Genomic DNA, 23,869 nt, shown 5'->3' with positions numbered 1-23,869 from the left:
ATCAAGATAGTCGGATTGGCGTGGAAGTAATCGAGCGATTTATCGAGTTGTTTCGTCCGTCGCATCTCGGCAACGATTGACACTCTTCGACGCTGCCGTTCCACGGTTTCAATCAGTTTCCATGCGATGTTCGAGGCCGTGAGGGCGGATCGAGCGAAAATCGCGAGTAGACCAAGGTTATGAACAAAAACCATCATCGGCTGGTGTTCAGCCGCGTGCACGGTATGTTGGTCGCAGTGGAAGAAACGGCCAGCTCAGTGGGGAAAGCGAGCGCAGGTGAAACGCTGCGTACCCTCGATCGCAGCGGTGTGCACGTCGTGACGCAGTTCGCGTTGCGTCTTGCCGCATTCGGTGCGCTGATTGCCGCGGGTGCGATGCCGATGTGGGTGCACGCACAAATCGTCGGAGCGGGGCCGAATGCACCATCGGTCATCCAGACGCCCAACGGCCTGCCGCAAGTGAATATCAACAAGCCGGGCGGCGCCGGCGTTTCGCTGAACACCTACAACCGTTTGACGTGTCGCATGCTGGCGCGATTCTGAACAATTCGCCGACGAGCGTCAACACGCAGCAAGCGGGTTATATCAACGGCAACCCGAACCTGAGTGTGGGGCAGGCGGCGCGCATCATCGTCAACCAGGTCAACAGCACGGCGGCCAGCCAGATCAAAGGGTACGTCGAGATAGCGGGAAGCCGTGCGGAGATCGTGCTGGCCAACCCTGCCGGTATTGTCGTGGACGGTGGCGGCTTCATCAATACCTCGCGCGCGGTCCTGACAACTGGCGTGCCGCAGTTCGGCGCGGATGGATCGTTGACGGGCTTCAACGTTAATCGTGGCCTCGTCACCGTGCAAGGTGCGGGCCTCGATACCTCGAATGTGGATCAGACTGACATCATCGCCCGTGCTGTACAGGCTAATGCCGCGATCTACGCGAAGAACCTGAACGTGATCGCCGGTACGAATCAGGTCAATCACGACACGCTTGCCGCGACGTCGATCGCCGGTGACGGTCCTGCCGCGGCTGTCGCGATTGACGTGGCTCAGTTAGGCGGCATGTATGCCGACAGGGTGTTTTTGGTTGGCAACTCCGCAGGCGTGGGTGTCGCGAACGCCGGGACGATCGCGGCGCAGGCAGGCGATCTGACGTTGCAATCGGACGGCCGGCTCGTGCTCACGGGCAAGACGACTACTAGTGGCCACCTCGCGATGTCGGCCTCTGGGGGTATCGAGAACAGCGGCACGACATACGCGCAGCAATCGCTGTCGGCGAACACGGCCGCCGACCTTACGAACAGTGGCACGCTCGCGGCGCAGCAAAATACGACGGTGAACGCGGGGAGCATCAATTCGACCGGCACGCTCGGCGCCGGCGTGAACAATGACGGCTCCGTCGCACACAGCGGCGACCTCAATCTGACTGCGTCGGGCCAACTGACCGCAACCGGCCAGAATGTCGCAGGCGGCAACGCGTCGTTGACGGGCGCCAGTGTGAATCTCGCCGGCAGCCAGACGGCGGCGAACGGCAATCTGTCGCTGAACGCGACGGCCGGCGACGTGAACCTGTCGGACGCGACGACGAGCGCGCAGGGCGCCATCCAGGCGAACGCATCGGGCACCGTGATCAACGATCACGGCAGGCTGTCGAGCGGTGGCAGCACGACGCTGACCGGCGGCAACCTGTCGAATCGGAGTGGCAAGGTTTCATCGCAGGGGGCGCTGTCGGTGAATGTCGCCGGCCAGATCGCCAATCAGTCGGGCGAGCTGGTATCCGACAGCACGGCTGACGTGCGTGGCGGCGCCATCGCGAACAACCACGGCACGCTTCAAAGCGCGGCCGGCATGACGGTGGCTGGTGCGTCACTGGATAACACGGCGGGCCGAATTACGTCGCTCAACGGCGATGGCCTGTCGGTGACGACGAGTGGCCAGTTGACCAACGCCGCAGGGACGACCGCGAACGGCGCGCAAGGCGGTGTGATCGGCGGCAACGGTGATGTTTCGATCCAAGGCGCAAACGTTGTCAACCGCGGCGCGATGACGTCCAACACGAATTTGCGTGTCGCGGGCCAGTCGGTCGACAACGGCGGCGGTACGCTGCAGGCCGCGCGGAACGTCGCCGTGAATGCCGGCGCGCACCTGATGAACAACGGCGGCTCGATCGCGGGCAATGCAGCCACGGTTAGCGCGACGAAGCTCGACAACAGCGCCGGCACCGTGCAGGCCGACCAGGTGTCGTTGAATGCGACCGACCTCGTGAATCGTGGCGGCACCATCACGCAGACCGGCGCCGGCGCGATGGCCGTCAATGTGTCGGGCACGCTCGACAACTCGAATGGCGGTACGCTGCAAACCAACAGCACCGACCTGACGCTCGCCCCCTCCGCGCTAATCAATGACGGCGGCACGATCACGCATGCAGGAAACGGCACACTGACGCTTGGCGGCGGTTCGGGCTCCGTGTCGAACGTAGGCGGTTCGATCGCGAGCAACGGGCGCGTCGTCGCACAAGCCGGCGCGCTGAACAACACGGCGGGCTCGATCAACGCGCAGAGTGGACTGGAGGCAACCGTCGGCGGCACGCTGAACAATGCGAGCGGCAAGCTCCTGTCGAACACGGATCTGAGCATCACCAGCGGTACGCTCGCGAACGACGGTGGCCAGATCGGTGCCAGCACGAACGCGAAGATCCACACAGGCTCGATGACGAACCAGGGCGGTTCGATCGTCGGACCGAACCTGTCGGTCACCGCCGATTCGACGCTCGACAACAGCGGCGGCAAGCTCGAGGCCAATCAGCTTGCGCTGACGGCCGCAAACCTCGTGAACCACGGCGGTACGATCACGCAGTACGGATCGTCAGCGATGGGGATGAACGTCAGCGGCACGCTCGACAACTCGGCCGCCGGCGTGATCCAGACCAACAGCGCGGACCTGACGCTTGAGCCGGCCGAGCTGAACAACGCGGGCGGCACCATTACGCATGCGGGCACTGGCACGCTGACAATCGCGCCGGGCAATGGAGCCAGCGCGCTGAACAACGCGTCGGGCACCATCGTGACGAAGGGACAAGCCAGCGTCAACGCGGCGTCCTGGAACAACGTGAGCGGTATCCTCGCCGCGCAGCGCGGCATCAACGCCACGATTGTGGGCGACGTGAACAACGCGCAGGGCCTGCTGCGATCGGATGCATCGCTGTCGTTGAAGAGTGGCGGCGCTCTGTCAAACCGAGGCGGCCACATCCAGGCGGGGCAATCGGTTGCGGGCGACACCAGCACGCTCGCCATTCAATCGGCCTCGATCGACAACGCGGGCGGCGCCATTGTCGACCTCGGCGCGGGCAAGATGACGGTGCAAGGCGGCAGCAAGATCGCCAACAGCCACGCCGGCGGCGTATCGGGCATGGGTGCGATTACGGGCAACGGCGATGTGACGGTCAGCGCAGCGTCGATCAGTAACACGCATGGTGGTCAGCTCAGCGGCGCATCGCTTCATGTCCAGGGCAACGCCTTGGACAACAGCAGCGGCACGATCGGCAATGTCACGAATTCGAACGGCGACGTGGACGTGACGATGAGCGGCGCCGTCAAGAATACGAACGGCCAGATCAGCTCGACGCACGACCTGTCGGTCGCGGCGGCCACGCTGCAGGGCGGCGGCACGTACAGCGCAACGCGCGACGCGAACGTGAACCTGCAGGGCGATTACACGGCGGCATCCGATACGCAGTTCAACGTTGGTCACGATCTTGCCTTCACGCTGCCCGGCACCTTCACGAACAACGCGAACCTGCAGTCGGTTAACAACCTGAGCGTCAACGCGGGCAACATCGTCAACGTGGGGGCGCTGACCGCCGGCGGCCTGCTGCACACGCAATCGGCCAACCTGACGAATACGGGCGTGCTCGTGGGCGCGAGTGCTTCGCTCAACGCGACGAATACGATCTCGAACCTCGGGCCGACCGCGTTGATCGGTGCATCGGACAGCAACGGTACGCTGGAAATCCTCGCGCACGACATCGAAAACCGCGACGACACGACCGCGATCGATTCGATGGCGACGACGGCGATCTTCGGCATGGGCAAGGTCGTGCTGGCAGGCGGCAAGGATGCGAGCGGCAATTACACGAACGCCGCGCTGGTCAACAACGTGTCCGCGCTGATCCAGTCCCAAGGCGACATGGAACTGCATGCGGACAAGGTGACGAGCACGCGTCGCGTGATGAAGACGTCCACCAACCAGATCGATCCTGCGTCGCTCGCGCAGTTCGGCATTCCGATCAGCGGCCGCACTGGCCAGATCGGCGTGAAGGATCCGGACAGCATAGGCGGCGTCTACACCGAGCCACCTCATGGCGGCCAGTGGAACAGCACGTATCAATTCACGACCTACTATGCGGACAGCGCGACGGCGACGACCGTGACAGACATCAGCCCGGCCGCGCAGATCGTGTCGGGTGGCAAGATCGATGCGTCGTCGGTCGGCACCCTGCAAAACTACTGGAGCAATATCGCGGCGGTCGGCGACATCAAGATGCCGGCCCACTATGACGCCGACGGCTGGGCGGCGTCTGGGCACAAACTGCCGGGCGTGACGGTTTCCTACTCGGGGCAGTATCACTACAACAACTACGACAATTCCGAACATGACTGGAAGTTGCCGTTCGGCAATGCGCCGTTCGTCGGCAGTCGCCCGGGTGGCTACACGCAGGCGGCACCGGCGTCGATCAAGGATTACACGCTGCCCGGCTACTTCTCGACGATAAGTTCGAACGGCACGATTTCCGGCACGGGCGTCAGCGTCAACAACACGGCAGGCAACGCATCGATTCCGTCGCTCGGCTTGCTGCCGGGGCAGTCGGTGCCGGGCCTCACGCCTACCAACTTGAGCGGTAACGCGAGCGGCGCGAAATCGGGAGCGTCGGCCGTACACGGCGGTCCGTCGGCGCCGGTCGATCCGATCATCGCCAGTGCGACGGCGCTGAACGTGCTGAACAACCTCACGATTCCGCAGGGCGGGCTGTACCGGCCGACCAGTGCGCCGAACGCGAACTACGTGATCGAGACGAATCCGGCATTCACGAATCAGAAGAACTTCATATCGAGCGATTACTTCTTCGGGCAGCTCGGCGTCGATCTCACGCATATTCCGAAGCGCCTCGGCGACGGCTTCTATGAACAGCAGCTCGTACGCAATCAGGTGACGGCGCTGACCGGCAAGGCAGTGCTGGGGCCGTACGCGGATCTCCAAACGATGTATCAGTCGATGATGACGGCGGGCGCGGATCTGTCGAAGTCGCTCGATCTGCCGATGGGCGCGAGCCTGTCGGCCGAGCAGGTGTCAAAGCTGACCGGCAACGTGATCATGATGGAAACGCGCGTGGTCGACGGCCAGCCGGTGCTGGTGCCGGTCGTGTATCTCGCGCAGGCCAGCCAGCAGAATGTCAATGGCCCACTGATTTCCGCAACGAACATCGATCTCCAGAACGCACAGTCATTCACGAGCAGCGGCACGATCAAGGCCGACAACACGCTGGCGATCCAGGGCAAACAGATCGACAACGCGTTCGGCGCGCTGCAAAGCGGCGGGTTGATGTCGTTGAAGACCGAGAACAACATCGACCTGACGTCGGCGAATGTGAAGACCGGTAGCCTCCAGCTGGACGCCGGGAAAGACTTGATTCTTGACACGGCGACGAAGACGAACACGCGCGTGAGTCGCGATGGCGCGACAAGCGTGGTGACCACGCTCGGGCCGACCGCGAAGCTGGACGTCGCGGGCGACGCGTCGATCGTCACCGGCGGCAACTTCCAGCAAAATGCGGGCAACCTGTCGGTCGGCGGCAACCTTGGGATGAATGTCGGCGGCAACTGGGATCTCGGCGCGGTGCAGACCGGCGAGCACAAGATCGTGCAGCGGGCGAACGGCGTGTCGAACACCGACATCAACAAGGTCAGCGGCAGCTCGGTGACGGTCGGCGGACAATCGAATGTCGTCGTGGGTGGCGATGTGACGGCCAAGGGCGCACAGATCGACTTCGGCCAGGGCGGGACGCTTGCTGCCAAGGGTAACGTAACGCTCGGCGCAGCGAGTGCGACGTCGACGGTGAACAGCACCAGTTCGGGTAGCGACAGTCACGGCAGCTATGCGGAGACGCTGCACACGTCGGATCAGGCGCTTACAGGCACGACACTCAAGGGCGGCGACACGGTGAACATCGTGTCGGGCAAGGACATTACGCTCTCCGGCAGCGCAATCAGCCTCGACAAAGGCAACGCGAACCTGCTGGCAGTTGGCGACGTGAATATCGGCTCGGCAACCGAGACGCACGAGCTGAATTCGCACGAAACGCACAGCCATAGCAATGTGGTGAGTGGCGTGAAAGTCGCGAGCGGGATCGATCAGGCCGCGACCTACAGCCAGGGCAGCACGATTTCGGCGGATGGTGTGACCGTCAGGAGCGGCCGGGACATCAACGTGACGGGCAGTAATGTCGTCGGCACAAACGATGTGTCGCTGTCGGCTGCTCGGGATGTGAACATCAAGACCTCGCAGGATACGATCCAATCGTCGACCTATTTCGACAAGAAGGAATCCGGTCTGATGTCGAACGGCGGCCTGTCGGTATCCGTCGGCTCGCGTTCGAACTCCGACAAGCAGCAGTCTTCATCGGTCACGAACAACGGCAGCGCGATCGGCGCGTTGAACGGCAATCTGACGGTGAGTTCGGGTAACGATCTGCACGCGACCGGTAGCATCTTGCATGCGGGCAACGACGTGAATCTGGCCGGCAAGACGGTCAAGATCGACGCCGCGACGGATACATCCACCTTCTCACAGCAACAGCAGTTCCGCCAGGCCGGCGTGACGGTGGGCGTGACGAATCCGGTCGTGGCGGCGGTGCAGACCGGTCGGCAGATGACGAACGCTGCGCAAAGCGTAGGCGGCGATCCGCGCTTGATTGCGCTTGCAGCGGCTACGACGGGTCTTGCGGCGAAGAACACCTATGACTCGCTGAAGCAGATGGCCGGGGATCCGGTGAAAGCCGCGACAAGCGTCGGGATCAACGTATCGGTCGGCGCGAGCAAGAGCGACAGCCAGATGCAGGCGCAGTCGAGTTCTGCGGTGGGGAGTACCGTCTCGGCAGGACGCAACGTGACAATCGCAGCCGCTGGCGCCGGCAAGGACAGCAATATCGACGTGATCGGCAGCACGATTTCGGCAGGTAACAACGCGAAGTTGGCGGCCGAAGGCAATGTGAACCTGCAGGCGGCAGAAAATACCAGCAGCCAGCACAGCACGAACAGCGGGTCGAGTGCGTCGGTGGGCGTGTCGTTCACCGTCGGCGACAAGTCGGGGATAGCCTTCACGGCGGGCGTTGCAGGCAATCGAGGCAACGCGGATGGAGATTCGTCGATGTGGACGAATACGCATGTGACCGCGGGCAACCAGCTCGCGATCCAGTCAGGCGGTGATACGAATCTGAAGGGCGCAGTTGCGTCGGGCAAGCAGGTGGTTGCCGATGTCGCCGGCAACCTGAACATCGAGAGCCTGCAAGACAAGGACCACTACGATTCGAAGCAGCAGAGCGCCGGTATTTCGGCGAGCGTATGTGCGCCACCGCTTTGCGCCGGGAAGTCGAGCGTGGCGGGCAGCGTCGGCCAGACGAAGATGAACAGCGATTACGCGAGCGTGATCGAGCAAGCGGGGGTCAAGGCGGGTGATGGCGGCTTTCAGGTCGACGTGAAGGGCAACACCGATCTCAAAGGCGGTGTGATCGCGAGCAGCGACAAGGCAGTGCAGGACAACCTGAACAAACTGACGACCGGCACCCTCACGCATAGCGACATCGAGAACCACGCATCGTACGACGCATCGTCGGTCGGGCTGTCGGGCGGCTATGGCGGCACCATTGGCAAGGACCAGAAAGGCAAGGCGGATAACGTGAATCCGGTGCCGGGGACGTCGTTGCCGAAAGTGGACGGCGGTTTGCAGATTGCGCCGCCGGTGGCGCTTGGTGCTTCAGGCGATGCGAATTCCACGACCAGGAGCGGTGTCGGCGGCGGCACGCTTACGATTACCGACGACGCGAAGCAGCAGCAGTTGACGGGGCAGAGTGCCGCAGAAACCGTGGCGAACATCAATCGCGATACCTCGAATACGGGAGGGGCGCTCGCGCCGATTTTCGACAAGGACAAGATCCAGGCAGGGTTCGACATCACGAGCCAGTTCATTAATCAGGCGGGGACATTCGTCGCGAATCGCGCGGCGGAAGCCGACGCAGCGAAGGCGGCCGCGAATAACCCGAATCTGACGCCGGAACAGCGCGCTGCGGCCCAGCAGCGCGCAGATGAACTGAACGCCAACTGGGGACCGGGCGGCACGTATCGTCAGGTGCTTACGGCCCTGTCAGTGGCGGCGGGCGGCAACGTAACGGGTGGCCTTGGCCAATTCGCGCAGAATGCGACAGTGGCCTACCTGCAAGAGCTTGGCGCCAATCAGGTGAAGCAGATTGCCGACAACCTTGGTAGCGAAGAAGCGCGTGCTGCGCTTCACGCGATCGTCAGATGTGCCGGTGCGGCTGCCAGCACCCAGAATTGTGGTGCGGGAGCGATGGGAGCGGCGAGCAGTTCGGTGCTCGGTAGCCTACTCGCGCCGTCGACGAACTTGTCTGCATCGGAGCGCGAAGCACGCGACAATTTGGTGGCCAGCCTCGTTGCAGGTGTCGCCGCCGTGTCGGGCCAGAATGTGGCAACGGCGACCGGCGCTGGCAAAATCGAGGTGGAGAACAATCAGATTTCACCGATGGCGCCCGCTCCAGGCTGGCTCGCTGGATTCAAGCTGCCGGGGTATAAGGGCGAGACAGCAGGCAAGGGTGATGGTGTGATTGCAGATCCGGCCACGGCACTTGATTCGATGATCAAGCCGACCGGTGCGTTGATCTATCCGATGCCGGATGCGAAGACCATCGGCGACTGGATTACAGAGATCATTCCAGACCAGGTCAAGGGGCTTGTAGACTACATCACTACGGCTGTCAAGGGTGCGGATACGCCAGTAATTGACGCTGGCAAGCAGGGCAAGCATCAGCCGGATCACAATAACTTCATTCCTGGCCGAAGCGAATTGTCATACCCTGATCCTCAAAAGCTTGTGGACGACTATGCAGGAACTGGGCAGCCCGCAAACAATGTCGCGCCTGGCCAGCCCGGCTATCGAGAACGCGTGAACTTCGGGAAAGTTATTGGAAATTACGTTGATCCGGTTACAGGCGAAAAGATGCCAACGACGAACGGTATTATTCACTACAGTAAGGACGGCGTTCATATTGTTCCTGGGAGGCCCTAATGACTAACGAGTTTCGAATTCGACTGTTGCTGGCGCTGCAATCATCCTTACTCGGATACGTCAGCGCCAATATCCGAGCTGTGAGCTGTGCCGTTGAAGGTGAAGATATAACGGTCCAAGTGGTGTTTGATGGACCGATAGCCGACAGCGATCGGGATGCGATGGATGAGGTTGGATCTGAATTGGCATCGCACTTTGAGCATGAATTGGTCGATATGCACTGCATTCGGATCGATGTACCGCAGCCGTTTCGTGATAGTTCATTAGAACTACATGCCTATCAACGAAAGGAATGATTCATAGTCGAGAACGATCTACTTTTGCCGCAAAAAAATGTAACGATTCCTCGCGGACAAAGTCGGCGAGATTGGGACGTCGACCACCGGCCTCCGTGGAGCCCGCGAGATCTTTCGGGTATGACGACCGACCAGGTCGCTGATGAGTGCAACAAATGCTCACGTCTGGAATGCTCGAGCTGCAATAGCTTGCGCGGTGACAAACCGGCAGGACAATGAAATGACAATTATCCGCGACGATGCCAACGGGCTGGATTTATCGACTCGCGCGGCAACATCAATCGGTTCTACTCGGATGGAAACGGCATTTATCATTGGTCCGGCTCTACTGGCGATTCGTCCGCACCGCTCAACATTTCGAGGATTCCGACGGACGTCAGACGATCGCTCGGTTTTAAGGAGAAGTGAATGTTATCTGGCAACCCTGACACATTCGCCATTTGGTTCGACTCAGTTGACTCTTGGTCGACCGATAGTTTCAAGAATGGATGCTTTGGCTGCTTCATCGCAGGAGAGCTAATTTGGTCGCTGCGCTCTACGCTGGGAGCTGATCTTCATCGGCTAAGTTTGATGAGCATCATGAATCATCCTGTCGAAAACGAGGAAATGTTTAATTTGCCGCCGTGGTTCGCATATCAGCGGCTTTGCAAGCTTGCTTTCCCTTCACTTGATTCCGATGCCGAAGTCAGCGATTTCACGTATCTTGTATCGCCGGAAAGCCTATCTGATGAAGGGTATTACCTGTTTCTTGTGGAGCTTGGAGAGCACGCGAAGCTAATCTCTGGTTTCAAGGAAGACCTCAGCAGTGTTCGGCAAGTTATTTTGAAGCGCGGAGAATTTCAAGACGTCGTGAGGGGTGCGATTGAGAAGTTAACGGTATAGAAGGATTGATTGTGCGTTGAGGTTCGCCGCGCGCTCCAGTCAGGCGGTGATACGAATCTGAAGGGCGCAATCGCGTCGGGCAAGCAGGTGGTCGCCGATGTTGGCGGCAATCGGAACATCGAGAGTCTGCAAGACAAGGACCATTACGGCTCGAAACAACAGAATGCCGGCGTTTCGGTGCGCGTTTGCCCGCCGCCTTGCGTGTCGAGCGTGGCGGGCAACTTGCAGTGCGGAACAAACAAACGCGGTGCAGTGGGAGCAGATCAATCGGGCTATCCAGTACGGTGAGAGTTAAGGTTGTTGTGACAACGGTAAAGGGGAAGTGAATTGAGTGACGTTAAACCTTGGCGCGGTGCGGCCATTTATCGAAATCGAGATTTCATTTTCATTGGAACGCAGTCTGGATATGGCGTTTCAATCGCAGATCCGGATGGCGGTGCATATTTTCTCGACACAGATGCTGATGACGAAACACTCGGTCGTTGTCTCAACGATGCGTTGTTGAAAAAGTCGTTTCATTACCCCACAGCAACGTGCGGAAAATCAGCTTTTCTTCGACTTTCGGCTGGTTGGAGAGAACTATAAGAAGTGGGTCGATGGCCTTCTTACACGGTTTGGGTACAAAACCAAGCAAGCCCTGTTCAAGAAAATGATCTTGTGTCACGCAAAAGTCGTTGACGGTGTTCTAAGGCTTGATCCAAACCGTCATGAGAAGCTCGAAGCGTGGGAAGGGTTGGGCGACGACGCCAAAGTCATCCTTCCATTCGATTCCCCAGAAGCAGAAATCGGCGCTGCTCTGCGAGTCGCGTTGGACTGATGCATTCCATAAATCGACGAACCCCATTGATAACAACAACATCCACGAGCATTGATCTGGTCTATATCGATCAGCAAACCAGGACGATTTATCATGTCGAGGTGAAAACCGTGACCGGTGATCGGATTCCGATAACGCCAGAAGACAACCTCACCAATCGATTCAATGACTGGGTTGCTCAAGCATCGACTGGGGTCCTGAATAAGCAGCAACTCCCAGGCGACATGCAGGCCCTTGCGAACCGGATCGGTCAAGCGCAGGACGAAGGGTACGCAGTTAGCCACAATGTCATGCAGGTCCGAATTCCGCGCCCAGGGGCAACAGGTTCAGTGACCGCTGGCCTTTTGCCGTGGCCGCCTGCACCGTGAGAAAAGTGAATGAAACGCCTTGGTATCTATCCCCGTTGGGAGACCGAAGATCAACTTCTGTCCGAAATTGAGAAGAGTTGGGAGCAGTTGCGACAGAACATATGGGAGCCGCGTCGACAGGACCTGGAGGCATATGCACGTGGTGAAAATCCATTTACAGATGTATCTGGGACTTCTCCGGCAAAATACCTTTCTCACGGGGTTAGTACCTCACTGGTTTGCGCTCAAAAGGAAAAATCCGAAGCCGTAAGGCTCATGTTTTCTTCCCATGAGGAGTCTGAGTGGAAAGGATTGCTGGCAGAAAGCTTCGGCTACCAGTACTGGCGCACAAGAATTGAACAGTATAAGCAGATCGATTCCACTCGAACCGATTTTCGAGCATCGTTCAATCAAGCGATTGAGACCTTGTCTGCCTGCCTGTGTATTGGCTGGCTCGATGAGGCGAGACTGCTGACCAATGAAATAAAGATTCTCTATGAGAGGCAGCGGTACTATGACACGGGGCATTACCCGCTTTATCACTGGTTGCTGCAGATCTGCTTTGACCACTGGGATATTCCGTTCGATGCCTGGAGCCATCCTGATAAAGAAACACCTCATTCTTTGAACCAGCCGATACTAAATGAACTGTTCACTCACTGGCGCGGAACTGATCTCTTGCCAATGCGAGAGCACATCCTCTGGCTATGCGATTTTTACACGCATCGAACCAGACGCAAGCAATGGTACGAATTCAACAACAGCCATCTCCTGACACGTTTCCCAGCGCCGATGCTGGCTTGGCAGCGGCTTCGCGAGATTCGAGGGCTTGAGAATCCGCCCATCGATCATCCGCTGATGCAACCGACATATGCGCGCCTCCAGGCCGCAATGCCGTTCTATACGGATCCGGTATTGGAGGCAGCAGTGGTGCGTCTCCGTCGCGAGGAAATGCCGGATCTCGGGAGCGTGCATTGGCCATCTTTGCCTGCAAGGACAGAGAAGCGCGGTCTGTTCGCTCGACTGTTCGGGCGGACGTGAACATGAGCAATTCTTCTCTCTGGAGGATCCAGCAATGCGAGAAACAATGCCGTCGATAATAAGTTGGGGTCCGGGGCCTTAATTGCATTGGCTTTCCTTTATGAAATTCTCCTTTATCCACACGTCCGAATCTTGAGCCCAACAGGATAATCGGGCTGGCGGGTGCTAGGAATGTTGTTTCCTGGGGTCAATATCGCTTGAACTGGATTTTCGCGTTCGCGAACTGGCCGGCAGTTGATCAAAGACGATGCCCCAATAATTCTGTGCGGCGCAGTTGCGACCCACGATCACATACCTAGAAAAACATACGAGAACTATTCTCCGTGGGAATTCTGCTGCTGCAGCACTGCTGTTTATCGTGACCAGTGCGGCGGCCCAGGAAGCTCCTCGCCTGATCATTCCGGGCAACGACCAGCAAACCCGACAGCAGGAAGAGGCGCGTGAGCGTGAACGGGCGGTCTCCGCGCCCGGGGTGCGATCGAACGTGACGGCGAACGCAGGCTATTCCACGCTACCGTTGGAAACGCCGTGCTTTCGCATCGAGCGGTTTGCACTTGACGTGCCCGATGCGCTTTCCGCTTCCGTGAAAGCGCAAGGCGCTTCGGCATTGCCAATGGATCGCTTCGCATTCGCGCGCGAATGGCTTGAGCACTACGCTGGCCAGTGCATCGGAAAGCAGGGCCTCGACATCCTCGTCAAGGCTCTGTCGCAAGCGATCCTGGCGCGCGGGTACGTCACGACGCGTGTGCCACTGCCTGAACAGGATCTGTCGAGCGACACCCTCAAGTTTTCGCTGATCCCCGGCGTGATTCGCCACGTTCGCTTCGCCGACGAGAAACTGCGCGGCACGTGGAAGACCGCGTTTCCAACGCGCGACGGCGAACTGCTGAACCTGCGCGATCTCGAACAGGGCCTCGAACAAATGAAACGCGTATCGAGCCGGACGTCTCGATGCAAATCGTTCCGGGCGAGCTACCCGGCGAAAGCGATGTCGTACTCGACGTGAAGCGCGGCAAACCGTGGACCGTCGTCGCCTCTGTCGACAACTCCGGCACGCGTGCGACCGGCAAGCTGCAAGGCAATCTGTCGCTCGGCATCGACAATCCGCTCGGCCTGAACGACATCTTCAACATCGGCGTGAGCCAGGATCTCGAATTCGGCGACAAGCGCCTCGGCTCGCACGGCTGGAACGGCTTCTATTCGATTCCGTGGGGCTACTGGACGGCTACGCTATCCGCCTACACGAACACGTACTACCAGCAGATTGCCGGCGTTAACGAGACATTCGTCGCGAGCGGCAACTCGAAGACGGTCGATTTCAAGCTGGCCCGCGTGCTGTCGCGCAGTCAGGACGATGTGTTCGGCGCGTACGTTCGCCTGTCGCGCCGTTTCGGACAAAGCTTTATCGAAGACACCGAGATCTCACAGCAGCGTCGCAATAATACGATGATCGAATTCGGCCTGACCGATCGCCACTACTTCGGCGGCGCACAGTTCGACGGCTCGCTTGCATATCGTCAAGGTGTCGGTGGGTTGGGTGCTCAGGACGATGCGTTGGCGGCGGGTGGCGGGCCGACCTATCGCTTCAAGATGGCGGTGCTCGATGCCAACTTCTCGGTGCCGTTCGCAATCGGCAAGCAGCCATTCCGCTATGTCGGCACATTCCACGGCCAGTACACCGGAAACACGCTTTACTACATCGACGACTTGACGATTGGCAGTCGCTATACAGTGCGCGGTTTCGATGGCGAAACGATGCTAGCCGCGGCACGCGGCTTCTACTGGCGCAACGAACTGCAGGCGCCCATCGGGGAGACGGGGCAGGCCGTTTATGCGGGACTCGACGATGGTCGCGTATGGGGCCCACAGCCTGTCGTCCTCGTCGGGACGCAGTTGGCTGGCGCAGTGATCGGCATAAAGGGTAGCGTGGGTACGCGATTCGGAGCCTATGCGTACGATCTCTTCGCGGGTACGCCTGTCTACAAGCCGTCGGGTTTTCCGACTGCGCGAGTGACGCTCGGTTTTCAGGTGACTGCGCAATTCTGACGACAATGAGCCAAGGTATTGCTCCGATACGTACATGTCGCAAGCCATTGGCTCAAGCCTGCGACCAACTGACGGTGTCGTGACCGTACGCTCTTCTGCAATCAGGATCGTGCCTCGGAATCAGCTTCGTTCCGCCGAGTAATGCGTATCGAACACCGCGCGCAGCGTCGACGGGCCGGTCGCGAAGTCGCCCCACAGCGGGCCGTCGTTCTGCGCGAACGCGAACGGCGTCGGATTGATCGACGCGAGGCGGCCGCGCCATTGCGCCGCTTCCTGGCGGAACGCGGTGAGCTGCATGTCGGAAAGCCCAGTCTGCGCGTTCGCGAGCGTGACGAGCGGATCGACCGGATCGTTCGCGACACGCACTTCGAAGTGCAGGTGCGGGCCGGTGGCCGCACCGGTCATCCCGACTGAACCGATGCGTTGCCCCTGCTTGACGGTCTCACCCGTCTTCAGCCCGCGCGCGTAAGCGGACAGGTGCGCGTAGTACGTCGAATAGCCGTCGGCGTGGTCGACGATCACGTAGTGGCCGTAGCCGCCCGGATCGGTGCCGACGAACGACACGACGCCGTCGGCCGCCGCATTGACGGGCGTGCCGCTCGGCGCGGCGAGATCGACGCCGGTATGGAACGCCATCGCCTGCGACAACGGGTGGATGCGTTCGCCGAAGAACGAGCTGATGCGCGTCCATTTGACCGGCATCGTGAACGCGGCCGCTTCGAGCGGTGCGCCGTCGAGCGTGTAGTACGCGCCGTGCTCGGCGCCGGGCGCGCGGAACCAGATCGCGCCGAACGTGCGGCCCGCGACGCGCAGCTCGAGCGCGGTGAGGTGCGGCGTGCCGTTGTCCGTGTCGTACGCGACGCGGTAGTAGTCGCCGCGGTGCGCGCTCGCGCGCATCGCGACCTTGCCGGTGACGATATCGCCGAGCTGGATGCGCACTTCGGGCGGCACGTCCAGGCGGTTCAGCGTATCGGACAGCGTCAGTTCGATGTCGCCCGCACGCATCCCGTGCTGGTGTTCGGGCGCCGCGAACTGAAACAGGCTCGCATAGCCGAGCATGTCGTTGCGGTGCGCGCTGAGCGGGGCGAACAGGCCGGGTTGCGGGTTCCGGTCGTTGCGTTCGGTGAGTGCGTCGCGCTCGCCGATCGTGCGCGCGAGCTCGCTCGTCACGAAGTGCTGCGCGGTGGGAAACGGCGTGTCGGACAGCACGCGCTGCGGCAGCACGGCGGTGCTGGTATCGACGGCGCCCGGCAGTTGCGAGACGGCCGGCAGCGCGGCGGCGAGACCGAAGGCGGCGAGGGCGCCGAGCACGGCGGCTGGCACGAGCGCACGCACGAAGCGCTGCGCGCGGCCGGGCGCGAAAGCATCAGGGGTTGCGGCAGGCTTGACCAAGGGTGTCCACATCCGGGAAAACGGTTCAAAGAGGTGTGGGCAGGGGCCATCGGCGGCACATCCGTCGGGCGACGACGGGGCGGGCGACGGGCGTGCAACAAAACAGGCCCTGCAAAGGGCCTGTGTCGTTTCCGTTCGACCCAACGCGCGGGCAGGCCCGCTTCGAACGGCGGCGTGAGTTTGCCGGGTCGAACCCGGTTTATCACACAGACGCTAAAGAAAGATGACAGCGCCAGTCTACCGACGTTCCATCAAATGTGAAAAATTTTAAACAGGGTCGGCGCGTTCGTTTCGCGGTGCGGTAAATCGGGTTGCATCGGCATTTCTTGCGCCATTTTTCGTCAGTCTGGCAATTTTTGCGCGCGCACCCGCAGCGCGGCAGCGGTGCGCACCGCATCGAAACCGGCGTCGAGCATCGCTTCGGCGTCGTTCCACAGATTCCCTCGCAGCCGGTTGGTCCAGATCATCGACGCGAACACGCCTTCGAGCAGCGACACCAGATAGACGGCCGCGAGGTGCACGTCCAGGTCGGCCGCGAGTTCGCCGGCCGCGATCGCACGGCGCAACAACGCCTTCGCGATGCGCAGCATCTGCAACTCGAGCAGCATCCGGCGCCGTTGCAGCGCACCGTTCTCCTCGCTCTGTTCGCACTTCGTATAGAGGATCACCAGCACGCGCTGCATCGCGCCCGGCTCGCCGCATTGCTGCAGATAGTGCGACGCGGCGCGGCGCAGCGTGCCGAACGCTGGGAGACTGTCGCCCGCGTCGAAGCCTTCGGACGTGCGCGCGAACGCGCGGTCGCACATCGCCAGACACACTTCCATCTTGTTGCGGTAATGGCCGTAGACGGCGCCGCGCGACATGCCGGCGGCCTCGGCGAGATCCGCCATCGCTGTTTGCGCGACGCCTTTCTCGAGCAGCACGAGCTCGGCAGCGTCGAGGATCCGGTGCTTGATGGCGAGCGATTCTTCCCGGGTCTTGCGGGCCATGTCGTGAATGTCCTTGCAGTTCGCTGTCGTTTTATTGAGACAGCATGACGAATGGATTACAAATGCACATATTTAATCAGTCGTGACTGATTATAATCGGCCACCCTGAGCCGCCGCATTGTATCGGCGGCAGACGATCGAGATCACACATGAATAACAAACGTTCGTTGTCGCGCCGCGCCCGGCTCGCGCTGTTCGCGCTCGCGGCCCTGCTGGTCCTGGCCGGATGCGGAAAGGGCGCAAAGGACCAGGCGCCGGAGGCCATTCAGAACGCGACGGTCGTGACGGTACGTCCGACGGCCGTGCCGATGACCGTCGAGTTGCCGGGCCGGCTCGACGCGTATCGGCAGGCGGAAGTGCGCGCACGGGTCGCGGGCATCGTCACCGCGCGCACTTACGAGGAAGGCCAGGAAGTGAAGCAGGGCGCGGTGCTGTTCCGCATCGACCCCGCACCGCTGAAAGCCGCGCGCGACGCCGCGCAGGGCGCGCTCGCGAAGGCGCAGGCCGCGGCGCTCGCGGCGACCGACAAGCGCCGCCGTTACGACGATCTCGTGCGCGACCGCGCGGTCAGCGAGCGCGATCACACCGAGGCCGTCGCCGACGATACGCAGGCGAAGGCCGATGTCGCGTCCGCGAAGGCGGAGCTCGCCCGCGCGCAACTGCAGCTCGACTACGCGACGGTCACCGCGCCGATCGCGGGCCGCGCGCGCCGCGCGCTCGTCACCGAAGGCGCGCTCGTCGGCCACGACCAGGCGACGCCGCTCACGATCGTCGAGCAGCTCGATCCCATCTACGTGAACTTCTCGCAGCCGGCGGCCGACGTCGATGCGTTGCGCCGCGCGGTGAAAAGCGGACGCGCGACGGGCATCGCGCAGCACGACGTCGCGGTGACGCTGCTGCGCGCCGACGGCACCGCGTATCCGCTGAAGGGCAAGCTGCTGTTCAGCGATCTCGCGGTCGATCCGACCACCGACACCGTCGCGATGCGCGCGCTGTTCCCGAATCCCGAGCGCGAGCTGCTGCCGGGCGCGTATGTGCGGATCGCGCTCGACGCGGCGGTCGACCAGCGGGCGATCCTCGTGCCGCGCGACGCGCTGTTGCGTACCGCCGACCGTACGTCGGTGCGTGTCGTCGGCGCGAACGGCAAGGTCAAGGACGTCGAGGTCACGGCCGACCAGATGAGCGGCCATGACTGGCGCATCACGCGCGGCCTCGCGGGCGGCGAGCGCGTGATCGTCGACGACGCCGCGCAGTTCGCGCCCGATACGTCCGTCAAGCCCGTCGAAAAGGCGCCGCCGTCGAAGGCGGCGCCGTCAGCGGCCGCTTCGCAGGCGGCCGCCCGTCAAACCTGACCGGTTCAAACCAACATGGCACGTTTCTTCATCGATCGCCCCGTCTTCGCGTGGGTGATCGCCATCATCATCATGCTGGGCGGCCTGTTCGCGATCCGCGCGCTGCCCGTCGCGCAGTACCCGGACATCGCACCGCCCGTCGTCAGCATCTACGCGACCTATCCGGGCGCGTCCGCGCAGGTCGTCGAGGAATCGGTGACCGCGCTGATCGAGCGCGAGATGAACGGCGCGCCGGGGCTGCTGTATACGTCCGCGACGAGCAGCGCCGGGGCCGCGTCACTGTACCTGACGTTCAAGCAGGGCGTGAACGCGGATCTCGCCGCCGTCGAAGTGCAGAACCGGCTGAAGACGGTCGATGCGCGCCTGCCCGAGCCCGTGCGCCGCGACGGCATCCAGGTCGAGAAGGCCGCCGACAACATCCAGCTCGTCGTGTCGCTGACGTCCGACGACGGCCGGATGACCGACGTGCAGCTCGGCGAATATGCGTCGGCGAACGTCGTGCAGGCGCTGCGTCGCGTCGAGGGTGTCGGCAAGGTGCAGTTCTGGGGCGCCGAATATGCGATGCGGATCTGGCCCGACCCGGTGAAGCTGGCCGGGCACGGGCTCACCGCGTCGGATATCGCGTCGGCCGTGCGTGCGCACAATGCGCGCGTGACGATCGGCGACATCGGCCGCAGCGCGGTGCCGGACAGCGCGCCGATCGCGGCGACGGTGTTCGCGGACGCGCCGCTGAAGACGCCGGCCGATTTCGGCGCGATCGCGCTGCGTGCGCGGGCCGACGGCTCGGCGCTGTTCCTGCGCGACGTCGCGCGCGTCGAATTCGGCGGCAACGACTACAACTATCCGTCGTACGTGAACGGCAAGGTCGCGACCGGGATGGGCATCAAACTTGCGCCGGGCTCGAACGCGGTATCCACCGAGAAGCGCGTGCGCGCGACGATGGACGAGCTGTCCAGGTACTTCCCGCCGGGCGTGAAATACCAGATCCCGTACGAGACGTCGTCGTTCGTGCGCGTGTCGATGAACAAGGTCGTCACGACGCTGATCGAAGCCGGCGTGCTGGTGTTCCTCGTGATGTTCCTGTTCATGCAGAACCTGCGCGCGACGCTGATCCCGACGCTCGTCGTGCCGGTCGCGCTCGCGGGCACGTTCGGTGTGATGTACGCGGCCGGCTTCTCGATCAACGTGCTGACGATGTTCGGGATGGTGCTCGCGATCGGCATCCTCGTCGACGACGCGATCGTCGTCGTCGAGAACGTCGAGCGGCTGATGGTCGAGGAGCGGCTCGCGCCGTACGACGCGACCGTCAAGGCGATGCAGCAGATCAGCGGCGCGATCGTCGGGATCACCGTGGTGCTGACCTCGGTGTTCGTGCCGATGGCGTTCTTCGGCGGCGCGGTGGGCAACATCTACCGGCAGTTCGCGCTGTCGCTCGCGGTATCGATCGGCTTCTCGGCCTTCCTCGCGCTATCGCTGACGCCCGCGCTGTGCGCGACGCTGCTCAAGCCGGTGTCGGGCGACCATCACGAGAAGCGCGGTTTCTTCGGTTGGTTCAACCGCTTCGTCGCGCGCGCGACGCAGCGCTATGCGACGCGCGTCGGCGCGATGCTGAAGAAGCCGCTGCGCTGGCTCGTCGTGTACGGCGCGCTGACCGCGGCCGCGGTGCTGATGCTCACGCAGTTGCCGACCGCGTTCCTGCCCGACGAGGACCAGGGCAACTTCATGGTGATGGTGATCCGCCCGCAAGGCACGCCGCTCGCGGAAACGATGCAGAGCGTGCGCGCGGTCGAGTCGGCCATCCGCCGCGACGAGCCGACCGCCTATACGTATGCGCTCGGCGGCTTCAACCTGTACGGCGAAGGGCCGAACGGCGGGATGATCTTCGTCACGCTGAAGAACTGGAAGGCGCGCAAGGCCGCGCGCGATCACGTGCAGTCGATCGTCGCGCGCATCAACGAGCGCTTCGCGGGCACGCCGAACACGACGGTGTTCGCGATGAATTCGCCGGCGCTGCCCGATCTCGGTTCGTCGAGCGGTTTCGACTTCCGGCTGCAGAACCGCGGCGGGCTCGACTACGCGACGTTCAGCGCCGCGCGCGAGCAGCTGCTTGCAGCGGGCGGCAAGGATCGCGCGCTCACCGACCTGATGTTCGCGGGCACGCAGGACGCGCCGCAACTGAAGCTCGACATCGATCGCGCGAAGGCGTCCGCGCTCGGCGTGTCGATGGACGAGATCAACACGACGCTCGCGGTGATGTTCGGCTCCGACTATATCGGCGACTTCATGCACGGCACGCAGGTGCGGCGCGTGATGGTGCAGGCCGACGGGCGGCACCGGCTCGATCCGGACGACGTGAAGAAGCTGCGCGTGCGCAACGCGCGCGGCGAGATGGTGCCGCTCGCGGCGTTCACGACGCTGCATTGGACGATGGGGCCGCCGCAGCTCACGCGCTACAACGGCTATCCGTCGTTCACGATCAACGGCTCGGCCGCGGCCGGCCACAGCAGCGGCGAGGCGATGACCGCGATCGAGCGGATCGCCGCGAAGCTGCCGGCCGGCATCGGCTATGCGTGGTCGGGGCAGTCGTTCGAGGAGCGGCTGTCGGGCGCGCAGGCGCCGATGCTGTTCGCGCTGTCGGTGCTCGTCGTGTTCCTCGCACTCGCGGCGCTCTACGAGAGCTGGTCGATTCCGTTCGCGGTGATGCTGGTGGTCCCGCTCGGCGTGATCGGCGCGGTGCTCGGCGTGACGCTGCGCGGAATGCCCAACGACATCTATTTCAAGGTGGGGCTGATCGCGACGATCGGGCTGTCCGCGAAGAACGCGATCCTGATCGTCGAAGTCGCGAAGGATCTCGTCGCGCAGCGCATGTCGCTCGTCGACGCCGCGCTCGAGGCCGCGCGCCTGCGGCTGCGGCCGATCGTGATGACGTCGCTCGCGTTCGGCGTCGGCGTGCTGCCGCTCGCGTTCGCGTCGGGCGCCGCGTCCGGCGCGCAGATGGCGATCGGCACCGGCGTGCTCGGCGGCGTGATCACGGCGACCGTGCTCGCGGTGTTCCTCGTCCCGCTGTTTTTCGTGATCGTCGGGCGCCTGTTCGACGTCGGCCCGCACCGACGCGGCGGCGCGCAGCCGGCGACGATGGAGGGTTCGCCATGATGTTTGCGTGGGATGTACGCGCGACGCTGAAGGGTCAACTGGCGCTGGCCGCGGCGCTGGCGCTCGCGGGCTGCTCGCTCGCGCCGCATTACGAGCGGCCGGCCGCGCCGGTGCCGGGCAGCTACGCGCCGGTCGACGACGGCGCCGCGGCCACCGCCGCGACGTCGGCGGATGCCGCGCTGCTCGACGACTGGCGCGCGTACTTCACCGATCCGGTGCTGCAGGCGTGGATCGACGCGGCGCTCGCGAACAATCGCGACCTGCGGATCGCCGCCGCACGCCTCGACGAAGCGCGCGCGCTGTACGGCGTGCAGCGCGCGGACCTGATGCCGTCGGTCGACGCGAATCTCGGCTACGAGCGCACGCGCCAGTACGACCCGGTGGTGCGCGAGAGCGCGGTGAGCGGGCTGTATCGTGCGGGCGTCGGCATCAGCGCGTACGAACTCGATCTGTTCGGCCGCGTGCGCAGTCTTTCCGATGCGGCGCTGGCCGAGTATTTCGCGACGGCCGACGCGCAGCGTACCGTGCGCATCGGCGTGATTGCCGAAGTCGCCGGTGCGTACGTGTCGGAGCGTTCGTTGCACGAGCAACTAGTGCTGGCGCGGCGCACGCTCGACGCGCGGCAGCGCATCGCATCGCTCACGCAGCGTCGCTATGCGGCCGGCACGAGCGATGCGATCGAGTTGCGTTCGGCGCAGATGCTGGTCGCGTCCGCACGTGCGTCGGAGGCCGCGCTGGCGCGCGACCACGCGCAGGCGGTGCGAGCGCTGCAATTGCTCGCGGGCGACTTCGCTCGCACCGTGCCGGCCGACGGCACCGCGCTCGACACGCTCGCGATTGCGCCGGTGGCGCCCGGCGCACCGAGCGCGCTGCTCGAACGGCGGCCCGACATCCGGCAGGCCGAGTCGCGGCTCAAGGCCGCGAACGCGCAGATCGGCGCCGCGCGCGCGGCGTTCTTCCCGCGCATCGCGCTGACGACCGACTACGGCTCGGTCAGCGACGCGTTCTCGAGCCTGTTCGCGGGCGGCACGAGCGTGTGGACGTTCGCGCCGCGCATCACGCTGCCGCTCTTCGCGGGCGGGCGCAATCGCGCGAATCTCGATGTCGCGACCGCGCGCAAGCACATCGCGGTGGCCGAATACGAGAAGACGGTGCAGACCGCATTCCGCGAGGTGGCCGACGCGTTTGCCGCACGCGACTGGATCGACCGGCAACTGGACGCGCAGCAGGACGTCCATGCGGCCGACAGCGCGCGGCTGAAACTGGCCGAGCGCCGCTATGCGGGCGGGGTGGCGACCTATCTCGAACTGCTCGACGCGCAGCGCAGCACGTACGAGTCCGGGCAGGAACTGATCCGGCTCAAGGCGCTCAGGCTCGCGAACGCAATCGCGCTGTATCGCGCGCTGGGCGGCGGGTGGGCGTCGGCGTCGGCCGGCGCGTCTGCCGCGTGATGTCGTCACCGTGAGCGGTTGAACGGCGGCGACGCGCGGGGGGCGTCGTCGCTCACTTGATGTTGCTTCTGCCGGGCGACGCATCGGCAAACATCGGCGACGCGCGCAGCCGTGCGTCCGTCGTCGTCATCCCGGTTTTTCCTCCCGGCTGTCGACGTTGAAGAGCCGCGTTTGCTCGACATGGGCGCGGCGACCAATCGCGTCGCCACGCGGCACGTATCCGTGCCGACTGCCTTCCTTTCTCTTCCTCGGTATCAATGCGCCGCCTGTCTCGGCACGCGCGTGGCATTACGTGCGATTTTAGAATCTGAATTGACGATTCGATTGATTCACGTATTAAAAATAATGCGGGTGGCAAAGTGTCACGGCAAAACGTTTGCATCGAATCGCAATCGTTTGCGCGCCGGACTCAGGTTTAAGCGAGTCGATCATTAATTTCCTGTCATTTGAGAATCACCGGGAGTTTTCGTTGCGACTCGACAACGCTGGCGGTATCGGACAGGGCTTTGTCAGCTGGGTATGTGCATCCTTCCAGCCCAGAAGCTGCAAGGGATAGCGGGTGATTCTCGGTCTCTTTATGGAAAAGCCTTTTATTTTCAAGCGACTTTGAAAAGTGAAAAAGGACTGCAAAAGAAAATGCAGAAATTGAAAATCACGGAGAGGTAATTCACCCGAAACCGCGAAAGACAAACAATGTCATTTTCAATTTAACAATGCTTTACAGAATTCTTTCATTGTTATCTCGATAATGCCGCCT

13 protein-coding genes and 3 pseudogenes are annotated in these 23,869 nt (G+C 62.6%); 14 read left to right on the top strand and 2 right to left on the bottom strand.

Annotated features, from left to right (window positions below; genetic code table 11):
• Window positions 1–179: 179 nt before the first annotated feature.
• The 11 genes and pseudogenes from bcpA to O1Q03_RS27675 form a co-directional block, all read left to right on the top strand.
• A pseudogene (gene bcpA, locus O1Q03_RS27715) lies at window positions 180–7,897 on the top strand (contact-dependent inhibition toxin BcpA); the annotation flags it as partial.
• 714 nt (window positions 7,898–8,611) lie between these two features.
• Entirely contained in the window at window positions 8,612–9,346 is a 735-nt protein-coding gene (locus O1Q03_RS27710) for a polymorphic toxin type 50 domain-containing protein (RefSeq protein WP_442865861.1), read from the top strand.
• Window positions 9,346–9,642: a hypothetical protein gene (locus O1Q03_RS27705; protein ID WP_269507236.1), complete on the top strand. Its 297-nt coding sequence runs from the start codon at window positions 9,346–9,348 to the stop codon at window positions 9,640–9,642. The genes O1Q03_RS27710 and O1Q03_RS27705 overlap by 1 nt, the downstream gene beginning before the upstream one ends.
• Before the next feature lie 24 nt (window positions 9,643–9,666).
• Complete coding sequence (locus O1Q03_RS40280) at window positions 9,667–9,861, top strand: GH-E family nuclease (RefSeq protein WP_442865859.1); 195 nt, start codon at window positions 9,667–9,669, stop codon at window positions 9,859–9,861.
• Between the two features lie 189 nt (window positions 9,862–10,050).
• Window positions 10,051–10,524, top strand: a complete 474-nt coding sequence (locus O1Q03_RS27700; RefSeq protein WP_269507235.1) for an immunity 42 family protein — start codon at window positions 10,051–10,053, stop codon at window positions 10,522–10,524.
• A 33-nt stretch (window positions 10,525–10,557) separates the two neighbouring features.
• A pseudogene (locus O1Q03_RS40275) lies at window positions 10,558–10,710 on the top strand (hemagglutinin repeat-containing protein); the annotation flags it as partial.
• 141 nt (window positions 10,711–10,851) lie between these two features.
• Window positions 10,852–11,109, top strand: coding sequence for a contact-dependent growth inhibition system immunity protein (locus O1Q03_RS40270; RefSeq protein WP_442865858.1), 258 nt, complete (start codon window positions 10,852–10,854; stop codon window positions 11,107–11,109).
• Window positions 11,042–11,341, top strand: a complete 300-nt coding sequence (locus tag O1Q03_RS40265; protein WP_442865860.1) for a contact-dependent growth inhibition system immunity protein — start codon at window positions 11,042–11,044, stop codon at window positions 11,339–11,341. The genes O1Q03_RS40270 and O1Q03_RS40265 overlap by 68 nt, the downstream gene beginning before the upstream one ends.
• Before the next feature lie 26 nt (window positions 11,342–11,367).
• On the top strand, window positions 11,368–11,709 hold the full coding sequence (locus O1Q03_RS27685; protein ID WP_269507232.1) for a hypothetical protein: 342 nt from the start codon (window positions 11,368–11,370) through the stop codon (window positions 11,707–11,709).
• A gap of 9 nt (window positions 11,710–11,718) precedes the next feature.
• The gene (locus tag O1Q03_RS27680) at window positions 11,719–12,729 is read left to right on the top strand and encodes a hypothetical protein (RefSeq protein ID WP_269507231.1); all 1,011 of its coding nucleotides are present in this window, start codon (window positions 11,719–11,721) and stop codon (window positions 12,727–12,729) included.
• A 355-nt stretch (window positions 12,730–13,084) separates the two neighbouring features.
• Window positions 13,085–14,775, top strand: a pseudogene (locus O1Q03_RS27675) (ShlB/FhaC/HecB family hemolysin secretion/activation protein).
• A gap of 120 nt (window positions 14,776–14,895) precedes the next feature.
• Here the strand turns inward: O1Q03_RS27675 and O1Q03_RS27670 are convergent.
• Both O1Q03_RS27670 and O1Q03_RS27665 read right to left on the bottom strand, forming a co-directional pair.
• Window positions 14,896–16,179 (bottom strand): M23 family metallopeptidase, encoded by a 1,284-nt coding sequence (locus O1Q03_RS27670; RefSeq protein WP_269507230.1) that lies wholly within the window; start codon window positions 16,177–16,179, stop codon window positions 14,896–14,898.
• A gap of 329 nt (window positions 16,180–16,508) precedes the next feature.
• Window positions 16,509–17,156 carry a TetR family transcriptional regulator gene (locus O1Q03_RS27665; RefSeq protein WP_269507229.1) on the bottom strand — a complete coding sequence of 216 codons (648 nt, stop codon included), beginning with the start codon at window positions 17,154–17,156 and terminating at the stop codon, window positions 16,509–16,511.
• Between the two features lie 149 nt (window positions 17,157–17,305).
• On the opposite strand from O1Q03_RS27665, the gene O1Q03_RS27660 reads away from it, so the two are divergent.
• From O1Q03_RS27660 to O1Q03_RS27650, 3 genes are read left to right on the top strand one after another with little or no spacing between them, the layout of a single operon-like run.
• Entirely contained in the window at window positions 17,306–18,508 is a 1,203-nt protein-coding gene (locus O1Q03_RS27660; RefSeq protein WP_269507228.1) for a MexX/AxyX family multidrug efflux RND transporter periplasmic adaptor subunit, read from the top strand.
• A gap of 15 nt (window positions 18,509–18,523) precedes the next feature.
• Window positions 18,524–21,661, top strand: coding sequence for a multidrug efflux RND transporter permease subunit (locus O1Q03_RS27655; RefSeq protein ID WP_269507227.1), 3,138 nt, complete (start codon window positions 18,524–18,526; stop codon window positions 21,659–21,661).
• Window positions 21,661–23,112, top strand: a complete 1,452-nt coding sequence (locus O1Q03_RS27650) for an efflux transporter outer membrane subunit (RefSeq protein ID WP_269507248.1) — start codon at window positions 21,661–21,663, stop codon at window positions 23,110–23,112. The genes O1Q03_RS27655 and O1Q03_RS27650 overlap by 1 nt, the downstream gene beginning before the upstream one ends.
• Window positions 23,113–23,869: the final 757 nt, after the last annotated feature.

This window comes from Burkholderia sp. IMCC1007 (genome assembly GCF_027257875.1).
Taxonomy (GTDB): Bacteria; Pseudomonadota; Gammaproteobacteria; order Burkholderiales; family Burkholderiaceae; genus Burkholderia.
Note: the sequence above shows the minus strand (reverse complement) of the source record. Positions and strands in the feature narration are given on the sequence as shown.